The organism is Streptomyces sp. NPDC039480 (assembly GCF_055597165.1).
In genome coordinates this window covers 1,059,435-1,077,085 of sequence record NZ_JBVITX010000001.1, presented here as the reverse complement: position 1 = coordinate 1,077,085, position 17,651 = coordinate 1,059,435, and the positions used below count along the sequence as shown (strand labels likewise).

General features: G+C 71.5%; 16 protein-coding genes. 7 read left to right on the top strand and 9 right to left on the bottom strand.

Annotated features, from left to right (window positions below; translation table 11 throughout):
- Window positions 1–72 precede the first annotated feature (72 nt).
- Window positions 73–1,017 (top strand): PhzF family phenazine biosynthesis protein, encoded by a 945-nt coding sequence (locus ACZ56E_RS04075; protein WP_471210761.1) that lies wholly within the window; start codon window positions 73–75, stop codon window positions 1,015–1,017.
- Here ACZ56E_RS04075 and ACZ56E_RS04070 read toward each other — a convergent pair.
- Complete coding sequence (locus ACZ56E_RS04070) at window positions 962–1,543, bottom strand: hypothetical protein (RefSeq protein ID WP_471210758.1); 582 nt, start codon at window positions 1,541–1,543, stop codon at window positions 962–964. The two genes, ACZ56E_RS04075 and ACZ56E_RS04070, sit on opposite strands and share 56 nt — an antisense overlap.
- 258 nt (window positions 1,544–1,801) lie before the next feature.
- On the opposite strand from ACZ56E_RS04070, the gene ACZ56E_RS04065 reads away from it, so the two are divergent.
- A complete protein-coding gene (locus tag ACZ56E_RS04065; protein ID WP_471210756.1) occupies window positions 1,802–3,535 on the top strand; it encodes an ATP-binding cassette domain-containing protein in 1,734 nt (577 codons plus the stop codon).
- A 51-nt stretch (window positions 3,536–3,586) separates the two neighbouring features.
- Here ACZ56E_RS04065 and ACZ56E_RS04060 read toward each other — a convergent pair whose 3' ends face one another.
- Entirely contained in the window at window positions 3,587–3,967 is a 381-nt protein-coding gene (locus tag ACZ56E_RS04060; protein WP_468606342.1) for a winged helix-turn-helix transcriptional regulator, read from the bottom strand.
- Between the two features lie 114 nt (window positions 3,968–4,081).
- Between ACZ56E_RS04060 and ACZ56E_RS04055 the strand changes: the two genes are divergently transcribed.
- The 3 genes from ACZ56E_RS04055 (at window position 4,082) to ACZ56E_RS04045 (ending at window position 7,243) form a co-directional block, all read left to right on the top strand.
- Window positions 4,082–4,489, top strand: coding sequence for a RidA family protein (locus ACZ56E_RS04055; RefSeq protein WP_471210753.1), 408 nt, complete (start codon window positions 4,082–4,084; stop codon window positions 4,487–4,489).
- 226 nt (window positions 4,490–4,715) lie between these two features.
- Window positions 4,716–6,707, top strand: a complete 1,992-nt coding sequence (locus tag ACZ56E_RS04050; RefSeq protein WP_471210751.1) for an N-acetylmuramoyl-L-alanine amidase — start codon at window positions 4,716–4,718, stop codon at window positions 6,705–6,707.
- Window positions 6,708–6,823: 116 nt separating this feature from the next.
- A complete protein-coding gene (locus ACZ56E_RS04045; RefSeq protein ID WP_471210750.1) occupies window positions 6,824–7,243 on the top strand; it encodes an NUDIX hydrolase in 420 nt (139 codons plus the stop codon).
- Window positions 7,244–7,282: 39 nt separating this feature from the next.
- On the opposite strand, the gene ACZ56E_RS04040 is transcribed toward ACZ56E_RS04045, so the two are convergent.
- Both ACZ56E_RS04040 and ACZ56E_RS04035 read right to left on the bottom strand, forming a co-directional pair.
- Window positions 7,283–9,517, bottom strand: a complete 2,235-nt coding sequence (locus ACZ56E_RS04040; protein WP_471211539.1) for a glycoside hydrolase family 95 protein — start codon at window positions 9,515–9,517, stop codon at window positions 7,283–7,285.
- Between the two features lie 301 nt (window positions 9,518–9,818).
- On the bottom strand, window positions 9,819–10,319 hold the full coding sequence (locus ACZ56E_RS04035; RefSeq protein WP_471210747.1) for a hypothetical protein: 501 nt from the start codon (window positions 10,317–10,319) through the stop codon (window positions 9,819–9,821).
- On the opposite strand from ACZ56E_RS04035, the gene ACZ56E_RS04030 reads away from it, so the two are divergent.
- A complete protein-coding gene (locus ACZ56E_RS04030) occupies window positions 10,318–11,271 on the top strand; it encodes a leucine-rich repeat domain-containing protein (protein ID WP_471210745.1) in 954 nt (317 codons plus the stop codon). The genes ACZ56E_RS04035 and ACZ56E_RS04030 overlap by 2 nt on opposite strands.
- Window positions 11,272–11,286: 15 nt before the next feature.
- Here ACZ56E_RS04030 and ACZ56E_RS04025 read toward each other — a convergent pair whose 3' ends face one another.
- From ACZ56E_RS04025 to ACZ56E_RS04005, 5 genes are all read right to left on the bottom strand, one after another.
- A complete protein-coding gene (locus ACZ56E_RS04025) occupies window positions 11,287–11,529 on the bottom strand; it encodes a DUF397 domain-containing protein (RefSeq protein ID WP_398304185.1) in 243 nt (80 codons plus the stop codon).
- A gap of 110 nt (window positions 11,530–11,639) precedes the next feature.
- Window positions 11,640–12,806, bottom strand: coding sequence for a thiolase domain-containing protein (locus tag ACZ56E_RS04020; protein WP_471211536.1), 1,167 nt, complete (start codon window positions 12,804–12,806; stop codon window positions 11,640–11,642).
- A 7-nt stretch (window positions 12,807–12,813) separates the two neighbouring features.
- Complete coding sequence (locus ACZ56E_RS04015; protein ID WP_471210744.1) at window positions 12,814–13,911, bottom strand: thiolase domain-containing protein; 1,098 nt, start codon at window positions 13,909–13,911, stop codon at window positions 12,814–12,816.
- Complete coding sequence (locus ACZ56E_RS04010) at window positions 13,912–14,856, bottom strand: Zn-ribbon domain-containing OB-fold protein (RefSeq protein ID WP_471211533.1); 945 nt, start codon at window positions 14,854–14,856, stop codon at window positions 13,912–13,914.
- Window positions 14,857–14,982: 126 nt separating this feature from the next.
- Window positions 14,983–15,783, bottom strand: a complete 801-nt coding sequence (locus ACZ56E_RS04005) for a crotonase/enoyl-CoA hydratase family protein (protein ID WP_471210741.1) — start codon at window positions 15,781–15,783, stop codon at window positions 14,983–14,985.
- 209 nt (window positions 15,784–15,992) lie between these two features.
- Between ACZ56E_RS04005 and ACZ56E_RS04000 the strand changes: the two genes are divergently transcribed.
- Window positions 15,993–17,612, top strand: a complete 1,620-nt coding sequence (locus ACZ56E_RS04000) for an acyl-CoA synthetase (protein ID WP_471210738.1) — start codon at window positions 15,993–15,995, stop codon at window positions 17,610–17,612.
- The last annotated feature ends 39 nt before the right edge of the window (window positions 17,613–17,651 follow it).

Sequence of the window (17,651 nt, the reverse complement as noted above, 5' to 3'; positions counted from 1 at the left end):
TCCGGGACGCCGACAGCAGATAGCAGATAGCAGATAGCCAATTGCCCGTTCGTGAGTGTTGAAGGTGGGCCCATGCCGTGGTGGCCGCATGTGACGGTGGTTGATGCGTGCGTGCGGCGCGACGGCCGGGGCGGCAGCCCCACGGCCGTCGCCGACGACGACCCGGCAGCGACGGACGCCGACCGGCGTGCGGTCGCTGCCGCGGCCGGCACCTCGCACGCGGCGTTCCTCCACCCGGGACGGACGCCGGACGGTGGCCGGCCGGTCCGGTTCTTCACCGCCACCGCCGAACTGTCCGGCTGCGGCCACGGCACCGTTGCCGCGCAGGCCGTCCGGCTGACCCGCACCGCGCTGGGCGAGTTGCACGACCGCCAACACACCGGCGGGCGCACGTTCGACACCGTCGCGATCCGCCGCCCCGCCGGCATCGAGGTGTGGTTCGAACAAGGCCTCGTCGCGCTGCGTCACCCGGCACCGGACGAGCACACCGCGATCGCCGCCGCGCTCGGGCTCACCGCGGACGACCCGCATCCGACCGACGCGCCACGGATCGCCGCGCCCGGCGCACCACGCATGCTGGTACCCGTCCGCGACCGGTCGGCACTGCTCCGGGTCCGCCCGCACCTCGGCAGGCTGGCGGATGTGTGCCTGCGGTACGGGCTCCTCGGCTGTTTCGTGTACGTACCGCCAGTGGGCGAACGACCGGGTGCGGCGCGGATGTTCGCGCCGGCGATCGGTGTCGCCGAGGACGTCGCCAACGCCAACAGCACCGGCTGCCTGGCCGCCCACCTGCTCGACATGACAGGGGTGCGGACGCTCGCGATCGAGGTGGAGCAGGGCGACACCCTCGGCCGACCGGCCAGCGTCCTCGCTTCCGCCCGACGCGGCCCGACGGGCATCACGACCCGGGTCGGCGGGTTGGCGGTGGTCCGCGATCAGCAGGGAGCTTCACCCGAGCCGGCTAGTTCTCCCGGGAGACAGGCTCGGGGTAAGGCTGTTCCGCGAGATCGCGCTTGATCGCGTCGTCGAGCTCCGCACGACGAGGTGCCACGTGTTCCTCCCACAGTGCAGCGCGTTGTTGGGGGGTCCGCGTACTGCTCAACGCCAGCGGCACGGCCTTTACGCGCACGCGAGTCGCCGCGCCATGCACTTCGTCCGACGCCACCATGCGCATCACGTGGTGATATTCGTGGATCACGTCACCCGCTTCCACCCGCTCCGGCCGGTCCGACGTTTCCGACAGAACGAGGCGCCGAAGGTGGTCCAGTGCCGCCTGGTACTGCTCATACACGGTCTTCCGCGCGTTCCATTTCAGGACAGCCCATTCGTGCTCCGCTTGGCGGCGTGCCAGTTCCGCAGCGTGGAGGTGGGCAGCCTCTGCCAGCTCCAGCGCACTGCGGTGGTTCGCCGCCGCCATCTCCAGAGCCGCGCGGTGGCTCGCCTCCGCCTGTTCCAACGCGCTCCGCTTCTGCCAACGGGCGACTACCAAGGTGACAGGTATGCCTGCGAGGGCGCAGAGCGCTGCGATGCCAGTCAGGTCCATGCTGCACATATTCGACGAGGGGGCCCGTTGCAGGCACTGGAACCGGAGACCCAGCGCTCTCGACCCCCCGAAAATGCACAGGAGATCAAAGCGCCGCGCTGTTAGCCTGAGGTCATGGCACGAGGTATCTGGTCGCAGAAGGTCCGCTCCGCCCGCTGACGGCGGCGCCTTCTCCCACTGAACGAGCGCTCGCCGTCCGCTTCCCGCCGGGCGGCCGCTTTTCGCTGCCCGGCTCCCACTGCGAGCTGCGGAGCACCCGTGAACCTCTCCACCTCCCCCGAAGCCCGATCCCTGACGACAGCCGGCCCTGTCGGCGGACCGCACGGCGGCCTGCCCGTCGAGGCGGGCGACAGCGCCCACGTACGCGCGGAAGGCGTCAGCGTCACCCTTGGCTCCCGGCATGTCCTGAACGACGTGTCGGTCACCGTCTCCGCCCGGTCGCGGATCGCCGTGGTCGGCGAGAACGGCCGGGGCAAGACGACACTGCTGCACGTCCTCGCCGGGCTCGTCGTCCCCGACGAGGGCACCGTCCACCGGGCCGGCACGATCGGCCTGGCCCGCCAGGAGCTGTCCGCGCGGGACGGCGAGACAGTGGGCACCCTCACCTCCGAGGCCCTGGCCGCCTCGCTCGCGGCCCTCGCCGCGCTGGACGAGGCGACCCTCGCCATGTCCGAGGGCGACCCCACCGCCGACGACCGCTACACAACCGCGCTCGACGCCGCCACCCGACTCGACGCGTGGGACGCCGAACGCCGCGTCGACGTCGCCCTCGAAGCCCTCGGCGCCTGCACGGACCGTCGACGCCCGCTGGCCACGCTGTCGGTCGGGCAGCGCTACCGGGTCCGGCTTGCGTGTCTGCTCGGCGCGCGGCACGACGTCCTGCTGCTCGACGAGCCGACCAACCACCTCGACGCCGACGGTCTCGACTTCCTGACCCGCAGGCTGCGCGAGCACGACGGCGGCCTCGCCCTCGTCAGCCACGACCGCGCGCTGCTCCGCGACGTCGCGGACCGGTTCCTCGACCTCGATCCCACCCGCGACGGCAGGACGCGTCTGTACGCGGGCGGGTACGACGCGTGGCAGGACGCGCGGTGTCGCGAGCGTGCGCGCTGGGAGCAGGACCACGAGGAGCAGCAGGAAGAGCACCGGCGGCTGCGGGACGCGGCGTCGAAGGCCCGCGACCGGCTCTCCACCGGCTGGCGGCCGGACAAGGGGACCGGCAAGCACCAGCGCCAGTCCCGCGCGCCCGGTGTCGTACAAGCGCTGAAGCGGCAGCAGGACGCCCTGGAGGCGCATCGGATCGACGTGCCGGAGCCGCCGCCGGTCCTGCGGTGGCCCGACCTGGGTGTCCGGCCCGGTGCGCCGCAGGTGCGGGCGCACGGCGTCGCGGTCGACGGCCGGCTCGCCGGTCCTGTCGACCTCGCCCTCGACGGCGGCGACCGGCTGCTGGTCACCGGGCCGAACGGCGCCGGGAAGTCCACGCTGCTCGCGGTGCTCGCCGGTGCGCTCGCGCCCACGGACGGATGCGTTCGTACGGCGGCGGGGGCGCGGGTCGTCCGGGTCGGCCAGGAGACCGCGGGGCAGCAGCCCGAGCTCACCGCCCGCGAGGTGCATGCCCGCCATGTGGGGCAGTTGGTGGCCCGCGGAGTGCTGCGCGACGCCGATGCTGTCCCGCTCGGTTCGGTCGGGCTGCTGGACCGCGACGCGCTGCGCACGCCGGTCGGACGGATGTCGGAGGGGCAGCGGCGGCGTCTGGACCTGGCGTTGGCGCTGGCCGGGCGGCCCGGCCTGATCCTGCTCGACGAGCCGACCAACCATCTGTCGTCCGCGCTGGTCGACGAGTTGACCGACGCGATCCGCGCCACGAGCGCCGCGGTGGTCGTCGCGACGCACGACCGGCAGCTGCTGCGGGACCTGGCGAACTGGCCGCGCCTGGAGATCAGGGCGCGCCCCGGTGTTCCGGGCGGCGCCGAGAAGGAGGGGGATCGTTAGTTCCGTGCGGTGGACCAGGACGGGCGGCAGCAGCCCGTCCTGGTGGCGGTGTCAGCTGTCGAAGCGCTGGCGCGAGGTCTCGATCTGGCCCAGGTACCGGTGCGTCCAGGCGCACATGCCGTCGACCGTCTCCCGCAGGCGTCGGCCGGGCTCGGTGAGGGTGTACTCGACCTTCGGCGGGACGGTGGGGTGCACGGTCCGCTCGACCAGGCCGTTGCGCTCCATCATGCGCAGGTTCTGCGTGAGCATTTTGTGGCTGATGCCCTCGACCTGGCTCCGCACCTCGCTGAAGCGCAGGGTCCCCTCCCCCAGTGCCTCGATGATCAGGAGCGCCCACTTGTTGGCGATGTCCGAGAAGATCTCCCGCGCCAGCGAGTCCGCGCGCCGCAGGTCCGCCGCGTCGGCCGAGCCGTCGTACTGCTTGGTCACCATGAGGTTCCCCAGTCACTGAAAAGTGCGTTCTTCCACGTCAGCGCTGACTCTCCTACGGTTTCCGAGTAACCACAAGAGACCAAGGGCGCCTTGGTCGAGGAGGCGGACACCCACATGACCATCACATTGGTGAACCCCGAAGGCCTGCCGGAGATCGACGTGTACCGGCAGGTGTCGATCGCTTCGGGGTCGAGGCTGGTTTTCGTCGCGGGGCAGGTTTCCTGGGACGCGGCGGGGGCCACGGTCGGCGAGGGTGACCTCGCCGCTCAGGTCGAACAGTGCTACCTCAACGTCGGCACCGCCCTGGCCGCAGTGGGCGGCTCCTTCGCCGACGTGGCGAAGCTGACCGTCCACGTCGTCGACTGGACCCCCGACAAGATGCCGCTGCTCCTGGAAGGGATCGCGCGGGCCGCCGCGAAGCTGGGCGTCACCCCGGTGCCGCCGAGCACCTTGCTGGGCGTCGCGGCACTGGACGTACCCGCTCATCTCGTCGAGGTCGAGGCCACCGCGGTCCTCGACTGAGCCCGGTCCACGCCGACGGGCCCACTCTCATTGGTCCATGCCACTGACGCGCCGCAGGCGGTGGGGCCACCCCTGGCGAAAACCCGCCACCGACCCGCCGGAACCGGCGCTGACATGCGAAATCCCGTCTCCTGGGGATGATTGACGGATCGTCGGAGAGCCGGTACCACTGACGCACGCCCGGCCCCGCACGCCCCGTCACGCTTCATCGGCCCAGGAGGCTGCATTGCGAGGATCCGACACCGCCCCCACCTCGTCCGCCCGCAGACGTGCCGTCAGAACGGCGGGCGCCCTCGCGTCGGCCGGCCTGCTGGTGCCGCTGCTCGGCGCGGCCCCGTCGTCCGGCGCTCCCCAGCAGGCCCCCTCGGAGCGACTGCAGGGAGCCTTCGCGTCCGCCGCCGCCGAGTACCGCGTGCCCCAGAGCGTGCTGCTCGGCGTCTCGTACCTGCAGTCGCGCTGGGACGCGCACGGCGGCGCGGCCAGCGTCACCGGGGGCTACGGCCCCATGCACCTCACCGACGCGCGCACCGCCCTGGCCTCGGCCCCGCACCACAGCGAGGGCGACGAGGACCCGCGCGGTGACACCTCACGCCCCGCCCCGCCGCCGAGGGCCGAACTGCCCGAGGAGACCGAACTCCCCGCGCGGCTCAGGACGTTGCCCCGCGCGGCCGAGTTGTCCGGCCGGTCGGCCGACGAGCTGCGCACCGACCCCGCGGCGAACGTGGAGGGCGGCGCGGCCCTGCTCGCGGCGGCCCAGCGCAAGCTCGGCAAGCCGCTGAGCGACGACCCCGCCGACTGGTACGGCGCCGTCGCCCGCTTCTCCGGCGCGGACGACGAGGCCACCGCCGCCACGTACGCCAACGACGTGTTCGCCGTGATCCGGGACGGCGAGCGGCGCACCACCGACGCGGGCCAGCGCGTCGCGCTGGCGCCCGAGCCGGGTCTGAAACCCGACTCCGCACAGCTGAAGCGCATGGGCCTGCGCAAGGCGCCGGCAGGGCAGACGGAGTGCCCGAGGACGGTGTCGTGCGAGTGGATTCCCGCGCCGTACGAGGAGTTCAAGGATCCCAACGGCAACCCGGACTACGGCAACCACGACAAGTCGGACCGGCCGAAGAGCCAGAGCATCGACTCGATCATCGTCCACGACACCGAAGGCAGGTGGGAGGGCGTCCTGAACATGGTGCAGGACCCGACCTACGTGTCGTGGCAGTACACCCTGCGCTCCACCGACGGCCACATCGCCCAGCACGTGAAGGCGAAGGACGTCGCCTGGCACGCGGGCAACTGGTACGTGAACGCCAAGTCGATCGGCCTGGAGCACGAGGGCTTCCTCACCGCGCCCGACACCTGGTACACGGAGGCCATGTACCGCACGTCGGCCCGCCTGGTGAAGTACCTCGCCAAGAAGTACGACATCCCGCTGGACCGCCAGCACATCCTCGGCCACGACAACGTCCAGGGCACCGTGGCCTCCACCATCCCCGGCATGCACACGGACCCGGGGCCGTACTGGGACTGGCAGCACTACTTCACGCTGCTCGGCAAGCCGTTCCGGCCCACCGCGGGCCCTGGCGGCGGAGTGGTGACGGTGGCGCCCGAGTACTCGAAGAACCGGCCCGAGTACACGGGCTGCGTCAAGCCCGGCGAGAAGTGCGTGCCGCACGGTTCGGCGGCCGTGCGGGTGCACACCGAGCCCCGTGACGACGCGCCGCTGATCAAGGACATCGGCAAGCGCCCCGGCGGCCAGGACTCCACGATCGACGTGACCGACATCGGCGCACGGCTCTCCACCGGCCAGCAGTACGCGGTCGCCGAGCGCAAGGGCGACTGGACGGCCGTCTGGTACCTCGGCCAGAAGGCCTGGTTCAAGAACCCGCCGAAGCAGCCCACCGCGGTCCACGCCAAGGGCCTCGTGGTGACGCCGAAGGCCGGCGCGACCGAGGTCCCGGTGTACGGGCGCGCGTACCCGGAGAAGGAGGCGTACCCGGCGGGCGTTCCGGTGCAGGCCGTCTCCCCGCTGCCGTACAAGATCCTCGCGGGCCAGAAGTACGTGGTCGGCGACAAGGTGCCGGGCGAGTACTTCTACGCCCCGACGTTCGACACCTCGCGGCACACGGTGGTGCGCGGCAAGGACATGTACTACGTGATCCAGTACGGGCACCGCATCGGCTATGTGCGCGCGGCGGACGTGCAGGTGGAACGGTCCGGCTCATGACCCGGTAGCGGCGGTGGGGTCCGGGCCCGCGCGGAGGCGGGTCCGGACCCGACGTACGATCTGGAGCGATCTCGAACCGCGGTGGGGAACTCCGGAGGTGCCCAGTGGGGAGTCAGGTGCGTTCACGCGTCTCGGCGTACGCCGTCGCCGCCGAGCGGGACGAACTGCTCCTGACGCGGCTCTCCGACGCCTCACCGGTGTTCGAACCCGGGCTGTGGCATCTGCCGGGCGGTGGGATCGATCCGGGTGAGCAGCCCGAGGAGACGCTCGCTCGTGAGGTGCGCGAGGAGACCGGTCTCGAAGTCGTCGGCGCGCGTCTCGTCGACGCACGCACGTACTCGGCCCGTCGGCTCGGGGTGAGCTGGCATCTGGTGGGGCTCTTCTACGTCGTCGAGCTGGCGCCGGGGCCCACGAGAGTCGTCGAGGCGGACGGCTCCACGTCGGCCGTGGCGTGGAAACCCCTGTCCGGCCTGGACGAGGCGACGCTGTCCCCGGCCGCGCTCGACGGTCTCGGGATGATCGGCGCCCGGGCCTGACAGGTCGACTCCGCACAGGGGCACGACGCGCGCCGGGGCTCAGTCGAAGACGTAACGCTGCCCCGCGCGCACCTTCACGGTCTTCGTGCCGCCGCCGAACAGGTCGCTGCGCAGGGTGAGTTCGCGGGTGCGCGCCGCTTGCAGGGCGATGCGGGTGGCACGGCCCGACGCCCAGTCGATGTCGACGGTCGCGCCGCCGCGGGCCCGCAGGCCGCGTACGGATCCTTCGGGCCAGGTCGCGGGCAGCGCGGGCAGGATCTCGATGGCGTCGTGCTGGCTCTGCAGGAGCATTTCGACGATGCCCGACGTAGCGCCGAAGTTGCCGTCGATCTGGAACGGCGGATGGGTGTCCCAGAGGTTGGGCAGCGTCGAGGACTTCAGCTGTTCGCCGAGCATCTTGAGCGCGTGGTCGCCGTCGCGCAGGCGCGCCCAGAAGTTGATTTTCCAGGCCTTGGACCAGCCGGTGCCGCCGTCGCCGCGGGCCGTGAGGGAGACTTTCGCCGCCTCGGCCCACTCGCTGCCCGGCTCGATCTGCCGTCCGGGGTGAAGGGCGTACAGGTGCGAGACGTGCCGGTGGCCTTCCGTGCGGTCGTCCAAGTCCTCCTTCCACTCCTGGAGTTGGCCCCAGGAACCGATGCGCAGCCCCGGATCGAGGGCGTCCAAGGTCTTCTTCAGCTCGGCGCGGAAGGACGGCGAGTCGCCGAGCACGCGGGCGGCTTCCAGCGTGCTGGTGAGCAGATCGTGGACGATCTGCTGGGCCATCGCGCCGCCCGCGGTGAAGTCGCCGTGCTCGGGCGAGTAGCTGGGCGTGACGATGAGCGAGCCGTCGCGCGGGTCGGTGCGCAGATTGTCGAGCCAGAACTCGGTGGCCTCCTTCATCGCCGGGTACGCGGTGGTGCGCAGGTACTCCGTCGAGCCGCCGAAGCGGTAGTGCTCGTACAGCTGCGCGGTGAGCCACGCGGCGGCCTCCGGGAACCAGAACGCGGTCGACCAGTCGTGGACGCCGGTGAAGCCGTAGGGGTTGGTCTCGTTGTGCACCACCCAGCCGCGGCTGCCGAACATCTCCTTGGCGGTGCGCCGTCCGGGCGCGCGCAGGGCCTCGACGAAGCGGTCGTACGGGGCGGTCGTCTCGGGGAGGTTCGCGGCCTCGGCGAGCCAGTAGTTCATCTGGAGGTTGATGTTGGTGTGGTAGTCGGCCGACCAGGGCGGGGTGGTGCTGTTGTTCCAGACGCCCTGGAGGTTGGCGGGCAGCGAACCCGCGCGCGACGAGGCGATGAGGAGGTAGCGGCCGTACTGGAAGAAGAGCGCCTCCAGCGCCCGGTCGGCGGTGGCGTTCACCCCGGTCCCGTACTGCTTGAGCAGCCGGTCCGTGGGCACGGCGGCGGGGAGCGCCTGGCCGATGTCGAGGGTGACGCGGTCGAAGAGGGCGCGGTGGTCGCGCAGGTGGCGCGTGCGCAGCGCGCGGTGGCCCGTCGAGACGGCTCGGTCGACCGTGCGGGCCACGGTGGTGTGCGGGTCGTCGCCCCGGTAGTCGGGGTAGGTGTCTGCGTAGTCCGTGCCGGCGGCGAGGACGAACCAGACGTGGTCGGCGCCGGTCACCGTGACGCTGCCGTCGTCGTTCGCGACGAGCGTCCCGCCCCGGTGCCTGATGCGCAGCTGGGCCTCGAACACCAAGTCGTTGTCGGCGAGTTGTCCCCGGACGGTGATGCGGCCCTCGTCCGCAGTCGCGGTGAAGTCGGTACGGGGTGAGGTGTGGCGAAGGGTGCAGGTGACCTGCGCGGCACGGTCGGCGGAGAGCCGTCCGACGATCACCCTGTCGGGGTACGAGGCGAAGAACTCCCGGTGGTGGCGCACCTGTTCGTGGGTGTATGTGACGGACGCGAGGCCCTGTCCGAGGTCGAGGGCGCGGCGGTATGTGACGTCGGGGGCTGCGGGCGCGTTCGGCACGTCGATGTGCAGGTCGCCGAAGGTCTGGTGGGCGCCGTAGCCGCGCCGGGCCTGGCCTAGCTCCGCGGCGACTGCGTCCGGGGCGAGTCGTCCCTTCACGACGAGCTCGTCGCGCACGGCGTCGAGGGTGCCGGGCCGGGGCGTGCGCCAGTTGCCGAAGTCGTAGCCTTCCCGGGAGCCGGGGCCGCCGGTCCACAGCGTCTTCTCGTTGAACTGGAGCCGTTCGGAGGTGAGAGTGCCGAAGATCATCGCACCCAGGGCGCCGTTGCCGACGGGCAGGGCCTCGCGCTCCCAGTCGGTGGCGGGAACGTCGTACCAGAGCGCAATTCATCGGAGGTGTCGTGATCCGATGTGCCGGTAGCGGCGGAGGTCGACCGGGTATCGGTGAGACCGCCGCCACCCGTGCCGACAGCGGCTGCTGCGGCCGCACCACCGAGCACGGACCGCATGGTCGTCCTTCGCGTGATCCCCTGAGTCATGACCGGTCACGTTAAAAGTCCGATGACTGGGCTGGCAAGAGGTCGGCACGGGCGCGACGCAAAACTGCCCCGTTCCTTGGACGGAACGGGGCAGCACTTGGACGGAAGTAAGCGCGAGCGGTTCGGCGTGGGTGGTTCGGTGCGGGCCGTCAGCCCTGCTGGAAGAGCTCCGCGGGCAGCGGCTTCAGGAGCGCGTACAGGTCGTCGGTGATCGGCCGGTCCCAGGCGGCGATGGTCACCAGGACGTTGTCACTGCGGTCGAACTGCACGCAGGAGATCCGGCTCTCGGAGAGCTTGAGACGGCGCACGATGAGGAGGTTGTCGCCCTGCATCACCGGCACGTCCTCGGCGGAGACGACCGTGATGTCCTCGTCGTTCTCCAGCGCCAGGAGCAGCTGGGCCACCTCGAAGGGGACCTCGCCCTGGGCGGTGTCGCGCGCCGGCGAGCCCTCGGGGAGGTTGCCGATGATCATCGCGGGGCCGCGGCCGCCGAACAGGTCGTAGCGCAGGAAGACGCCCTGGCAGCTGCCGTCGGGGGCGGGCAGCAGGCCCGCGCCGAGATTGCCGGGCCAGTCACCGGGGTCCATGGCCAGGACATCGAAGTCCGGGCCCGCGGGGGTGGCGGAGCTGCGGCGGCGGAGGAAGGACATGCGCCTATGGTACGTGGCCTGCGGGGCGTTCCGGCGCGGGGGCGGGCGCGCCGTCACGGGGGCGGACGACGGCGCGACCAGCCACGGAGCTTTCCCGGGCGAGCCCGGAGCCGTCCCGGACCCGACGCACCCCGCACCCGACGCCCCTGCCCCCGACCCGCACCCCAGGGGCAACCTCAGCCCCACCCTCGGGCACAATGACGCCACCATCGACGGCGGAGTCCCTGTGCCCAACAAATCCGTACTGAACTACTGGCGCGACGGCCTCGACGCCGTACCGGACGAGGTGTGGCGCCACCCCGGCCTGGAGATCCTGCTCCTGCCCGACAACGCGCTGACGAGCCTGCCCGCCCGCATCGGCACGCTCACCTCCCTGCACACCCTCGACCTCGGCCACAACAAGCTGCGCGCGGTTCCCGACGAGCTCGGCGACCTCACGGCCCTCAGCCGCTTCCTCTACCTCCACGACAACGCGCTCACCGAACTGCCCGCGTCCCTCGGCCGCCTCACCCGGCTCGCCTATCTGAACGTCGGCGAGAACCGCCTGACCACACTCCCCGACACGCTCGGCGGCCTGGCCGGGCTCGTGGAACTGCGCGCTCAGCACAACGAGTTGACCTGTCTGCCCGAGTCGATCGGCTCACTCGGCGCGCTACGGGAGCTCTGGCTCCGCGGCAACCGCCTGACCCGGCTGCCGACGGGCGTCGGGCACCTCTCCGAGCTGCGCGAACTGGAACTGCGCGAGAACGCCTTCACGGAGGTGCCGGACGCCCTCCGCGGCCTGCCCCTGCTGCGCCGCGTCGACCTGCGCGCCAACCGGCTCACGGAGCTTCCCGGCTGGGTCGCCGAGTTGCCCGCTCTGGAGAAGCTGGACCTGCGCTGGAACGACGTACGCGTCGGCGACCGCCTCCTGGACGCTTTGGACGCCCGGGGCTGCGTGGTGCTGCGCTGAGCCCCGGGCGACCCGCTACGTCAGGTCGAACTCGCCCGCCCGGGCGCCGTGGACGAAAGCTCCCCACTCCGCAGGGGTGAAGATCAGGGAAGGGCTTTCCGGGCGGCCGCTGTTGCGCATGGCGACGAAGCCCTCGACGAAGGCGATCTCCACGTCCCCGCGCCCCTCGCTGCTCGATCGCCAGTCCGCCGTGCTGAGGTCGAGCTCCGGCTTGTCCCAGCCCGCGAGCGGATGCTGCTGAGTGGTGCTGTCGGCCACGTCCGTGCTCCTCCCGAATGCGTCGGTCGGGCGCCAGCCTAGCTTTCGCCCCGGGCGCCGGACAGGCCGCGGGGGCAGGACCTCGATCCGTCCGGCGTCGCCGGTCTCCGTCAGGTGGTGGGCGGTTCGGCGCCGACGAGCCACATGGCGAAGAACTGCGAGCCGCCGCCGTAGGCATGGCCAAGTGCCTTGCGCGCGCCGTCGACTTGGTGCTCCCCCGCCTGGCCGCGCACCTGAAGTGCCGCCTCGGCGAAGCGGATCATGCCGGAGGCGCCGATGGGGTTGGTCGACAGGACACCGCCGGACATGTTCACCGGGAGGTCGCCGTCCAGTTCCGTGACGCCGGACTCGGTGAGCTTCCAGCCCTCCCCCTCCGCCGCGAAACCGAGGTTCTCCAGCCACATCGGCTCGTACCAGGAGAACGGCACGTACATCTCGACGGCGTCGATCTCCCGGCGCGGCTCCGCGATGCCGGCCTGCCGGTAGACGTCGGCGGCGCAGTCCTTGCCGGCCTGCGGGGAGACGAAGTCCTTGCCCGCGAAGAGGGTCGGCTCGCTGCGCATGGCCCCGCCGTGCAGCCAGGCGGGCGGCCGGGGCGAACGGGCCGCGCCCGCACGGTCGGTGAGGACCATCGCGCAGGCGCCGTCGGAGGACGGGCAGGTCTCCGAGTAGCGGATCGGATCCCAGAGCATCGGCGACGCCTGCACCTTCTCCAGCGTGATGTCGTGCTCGTGGAGGTGCGCGTAGGGGTTCTTCAGGGCGTTGCGCCGGTCCTTGTACGCGACGAGGGAGCCGACCGTGTCGGGGGCGCCGGTGCGCCGCATGTACGCGCGCACGTGCGGCGCGAAGAATCCTCCCGCGCCGGCGAGCAGCGGCTGCTGGAACGGAATGGGCAGCGACAGACCCCACATCGCGTTGGATTCCGACTGTTTTTCGAAGGCAAGGGTGAGGACCGTGCCGTGGACGCGGCCCGCGACGAGGTTCGCGGCGACGAGTGCCGTGGAGCCGCCGACGGAGCCCGCGGTGTGGACGCGGAGCATGGGTTTGCCGACGGCGCCGAGCGCGTCGGCCAGGTACAGCTCCGGCATCATCACGCCCTCGAAGAAGTCGGGCGCCTTGCCGATGACGACGGCGTCGATGTCGGCCCACGTCAACTCGGCGTCGGTGAGAGCCTCTTGGGCGGCCTCGCGGACCAGGCCCGCGATCGACACGTCACGCCGCGCCGCCACGTGCTTGGTCTGGCCGATTCCGACGACCGCCACGGGTTCCTTGGACACGGCTTCCTCAGACACGGGCTCCTTGGACACGGGGCTCTCCTTCCAGGACGGCGACCAGGTTCTGCTGCAGGCAGGGCCCGGACGTGGCGTGGGCGACGGCCCGGTCCGAGGCGCCGCGGTGGATGCGGGCGGCGGCCTCGCCGAGCCGGATGAGTCCGGCGGCCATCATGGGATTGGCGGCGAGGGCGCCGCCGGAGGGATTGACGGCGACGTCGTCCGCCAGCTTCAGGGCCTTGCGCAGGACGACCTCCTGCGAGGTGAAGGGGGCATGCAGCTCGGCCGTGTCGACGGGGCGTTCGAAGACCCCGGCGCGCTCGGCGGCCAGGCGGGTCGACGGTGAGTCGGTGAGGTCGCGCACGCCCAGTCCGTGCGCCTCGATGCGGTGGTCGATGCCGCGGATCCACGCGGGCCGCCCGCACAGCTCCCGGGCACGCTCTCCCGCGGCGAGGATCACGGCGGCCGCCCCGTCGCCGATCGGCGGGCAGTCCCCGGTACGCAGGGGACGTACGGCGTACTCACCCTGCGCCACCGAACCCGTCAGCTGGGCATGGGAGTTGGCGGTGGCGTCCGTGCGGCTGCGGTGTGCGATTCCGGCGAGGGCGGGTTCGTCGGTCTCCCCCGCGTCGATGAGTGCCTGCGCCTGGAGCGCGGCGAGCGCCACGGAGTCGGGCCAGAGCGGGGCGACGTAGTACGGGTCGAGCTGCCGGGTCAGCACGTCGCGCACGGAGCCGGGCGACGACTTGCCGTAGGAGTAGACGAGCGCGGTGTCGGCCTCGCCGGTCTGCAGCTTCACCCACGCCTCGTACAGGGCCCAGGCCCCGTCCATCTCGACGTGCGACTCGGGGATGGGCGGCCAGGCGCCCACCCCGTCGAGCGCCATCGTGAAGGAGAAGGCGCGGCCCGCGAGGTAGTCCGACGAGCCGGAACAGGTGAACCCGATGTCGCTCGTCTTCATGCCGGTGGCGGCGAGGACCTCGTGCAGCACCGGCATGAGCATCTCGACCTCGGAGAGCTCGTCGGTGGTGCGCAGGTGGTCGCTCTGCCCGAACGCGACGACGGCGACGTCGCGGGCGGGCCGCATCGGGGTCGGCTTGCGGGGCGCCATCTACACCAGCTCCTTGTACGTGTCGTAGTCGGCGTCGGGCTCGCCGGTGGGCCGGTAGTGGTCGGGGAAGCGGCCGCCCTCGGTCCACACCGGTTCGACGCGCAGCCCCATGCGGACCTGGTCGTAGGGGATGCCCGCGATGCGTGCGTGCAGGGCGAGGTCGGCGCCGTCCAGGGCGATGTGCGCGTAGACGTACGGGACGTCGATGTCGAGGTTCTTCGCCTTGATGTTGACGATGCAGTACGTGGTGACGGTGCCGCGCGGTCCGACCTCCACCCGTTCTGCCGTGGCGACGCCGCAGGTGGGGCAGGCGCCGCGGGGCGGGACGTACACCTTGCGGCAGGACGGGCAGCGCTCGCCGACGGTCTTCTGCTCGGACAGCGCCTTGATGTAGGCGGTCTGGGCGCGACCGGGCGCGTAGGTGTAGTCGAGGCGTGCGGCGGCGACGATGCCGGTGACGGGGTCACTGAACTCCCCGGTGTGCGGCGTGACTTCACCGCCTACCGGACCTTCGTCGGCCTCGAAGCAGGCGATGTCGGTGATGGCGCCGACGCGCTCGGCGGCCCAGCGGATCCGGACGCGCATGCCGGTGCGGACGGCGTCCGGGCCGGGGGCGTCGAGGGCGTGCAGCAGGGCGGTGTCGGCGCCGTCGAGCCGCACCAGGACCCAGGCGAAGGGCCGGTCCAGAGGCTGTCCCCTGCGGGGTTCATGGTTCCAGGCCCAGGTGGTGACGATGCCGGTGGCGGCGACCTCGACCAGGTCGCGTATCTCGTCGGCGGTCACGGGGTCGTACTCGACGGGCGGGACGAGCGTGCGCCCGTCGGTGGTCCGCACGCCGAGCACGGTGCGCTCGCGCAGCCCGGTGAGGAAGGCGCTCTGCACGGGCCCGAGGGACCGGGTGAAGGGAAACTCGACGACGAGAGGCGCACGCAGCACTTCGGGCACGGGGGCGGATGTCATGACCAACTCCGATTCTCGACGATGGGGGCGGAGGGCCGCCCCTTGCAGGGGCGCCCCGAAGGGGCGCGGGGAACTGCGCGACCGGCCCCCACCGGCCCGCAGGTGGTCGGCCTAGGCTCGCCGGAACTCCGGAGGCCGCTTCTCCGCGAAGGCTCTGGAGCCCTCCTTCGCATCGGCGGTGTCGAAGATGGGCCATCCCCGCTTCAACTCCGCCGCCAGGCCGTCCGCCTCGGACATCTCGGCGGCCTCGTACACGGACGCCTTGACCGCCTCGACGGCGAGCGGCCCGCACGCGTTGATCTGCTCGGCGATGACCAGCGCCTTGTCCAGAGCGGCGCCGTCCGGGACCACATGGCCGACGAGGCCGATCGCGGCGGCCTCGGCCGCCGAGTAGGGCCGCCCGGTGAGCAGCATCTCCAGGGCGTGCGTACGAGGGATCTGGCGCGGCAGCCGCACGGTCGAGCCGCCGATGGGGAAAAGCCCCCGCCGGACCTCGAAGAGTCCGAAGGTCGCCGACTCGCCCGCCACGCGGATGTCCGTGCCCTGGAGGATCTCCGTGCCGCCCGCCACGCAGTAGCCCTCCACCGCGGCGATCACGGGCTTGCGGGGGCGGTGGTGGCGCAGCATCGCCTTCCAGTGCAGATCGGGGTCGTCCTTGAGCCGGTCCCGGTACTGCTCGCCCTCCATGCCCTTGCCCGCGAGGGCCTTGAGGTCCATGCCCGCGCAGAACGAGCCGCCCGCGCCGGTGAGCACGATGGAGCGGACCTCGTCGTCCTCGTCGGCCTCGACCCACCCGTCGTACAGGCCCACGAGCATCGCGAGCGAGAGCGCGTTCTTCGCTTCGGGCCTGTTCAGCGTGAGTATCAGTGTGGCGCCTTCGCGCCGCACGGAGAGGTGTTCCGTCCCACCCATTGCCGTGCTCCCTCCATCGACGGCCACCGAGCGGCCGGCCTGTCGCCTCCGGACCTGGAACAGGTTGCAGTAGCCGGGGAGCCAGTTCAATAGTTTTCTGACACCCAGTCAGTTTCTTTGCGCGGGGGCCCTTCCCAGTTGTGGGTGCCTCTGCTCTGATGACCGCCAAGCGGGACGTCAGTGAGGACGCCGGGGTCAGGAGGAGTGCGGTGGAGTACAACCTTGCCGACCTGTTCGAGTCGGTCGTCGACGTGGTCCCCGACCGCGAGGCTCTTGTCTACATCGACCACCCCGGTACGGGCGCGGAGCGCCGCCTCACCTATGCCGCGCTCGACGCGGCCGCCAATCGCATCGCCCACCACCTCGTCGACAGCGGCCTCGGACCCGGCGAGCACCTGGGCCTGCACCTGTACAACGGCGTCGAGTATCTGCAGACCGTCCTCGCCTGCCTCAAGGCGCGACTCGTGCCCGTGAACGTCAACTACCGTTATGTCGAGGAGGAGTTGGTCTACCTCTACCGCGACGCGGACCTCGCGGCGCTCGTCTTCGACGCGGAGTTCACGGACCGCGTCGCGGCGGCGCTGCCCCGCACGGAGAAGCTGCGGCATCTGATACGGGTGGGGGCGCCGCCCGCGGACGCTCCCCCGCTCGACGTGGTGGCCTTCGCCGACGCGGAGGCGGCGGGCTCACCGAAGCGCGGGTTCGGGCCCCGCTCGGCCGACGACCTGTTCATCATCTACACCGGCGGCACGACCGGCATGCCCAAGGGCGTCATGTGGCGCCAGGAGGACCTGTTCTTCGCGGGCCTTTTCGGGGGCGACCCAGCGGGTGAGCCGGTGAAGCGGCCCGAGGAGCTGGCCGAGCGTGTCGCGGCGGGCGGCCCCGGCATCACGTTCTTCCCCACTCCCCCGCTGATGCACGGCACGTCGACGCTGACCTCGTTCATCGCCTTCAACTACGGGCAGCGGGTGGCCCTGCACCGCAAGTACGTGCCCGAAGAGGTGCTGCGCACCATCGAGAAGGAGAAGGTGTCCAGCGTGTCGCTGGTCGGTGACGCGATGCTCAGGCCGCTCATCGACGCACTGCACGGCCCGCTCCAGGGCGTCGACCTCTCGTCGCTGTTCAGCGTCTCCTCGTCCGGCGCGATCATGTCGGAGACGGTGCGCGCCCAGTTCCAGGAGCTCGTGCCGAACGTCCTGCTCCTCAACAACTTCGGTTCGTCCGAATCCGGCTCCAACGGCAAGGCGACGGACGACTCGGGCCCGGAGAAGGGCTTCCGCCTGGAGGTCAACGACCGTACGCGGGTGGTGGACCCGGCGACGCACGAACCGGTCCCGGTGGGCGAACCCGGCCGGCTCGCGCAGCGCGGACACGTGCCGCTCGGCTACTACAACGACCCCCGGAAGACCGCCGAGACGTTCTTCCAGAAGGACGACGAGCGCTGGGTGCTGCTCGGCGACATGGCGACGGTCGACGAGGACGGCATCGTCACCGTGCTCGGCCGCGGCTCGCAGTGCATCAACACGGGCGGCGAGAAGGTGTACCCGGAGGAGGTCGAGCAGGCCCTCAAGTCACACCCGGACGTGTACGACGCGCTGGTCGCCGGGGTCCCCGACGAGCGGTGGGGCAACCGGGTGGCCGCGGTCGTCCAACTCCGCCCCGACTCGGCCCCCTTGGAACTGGAGGCGGTGCAGACCCACTGCCGCACCCTGCTCGCCGGCTACAAGATCCCACGCTCCGTGGTCTTCACGGACCACATCCAGCGCTCCCCCAGCGGCAAGGCGGACTACCGCTGGGCCAAGGCGGTGGCGGCGGAGGGCCGGGGCTAGGGCCGGCGCCCGAGGCCGGGGCTGTGGCCGGATTTCCGG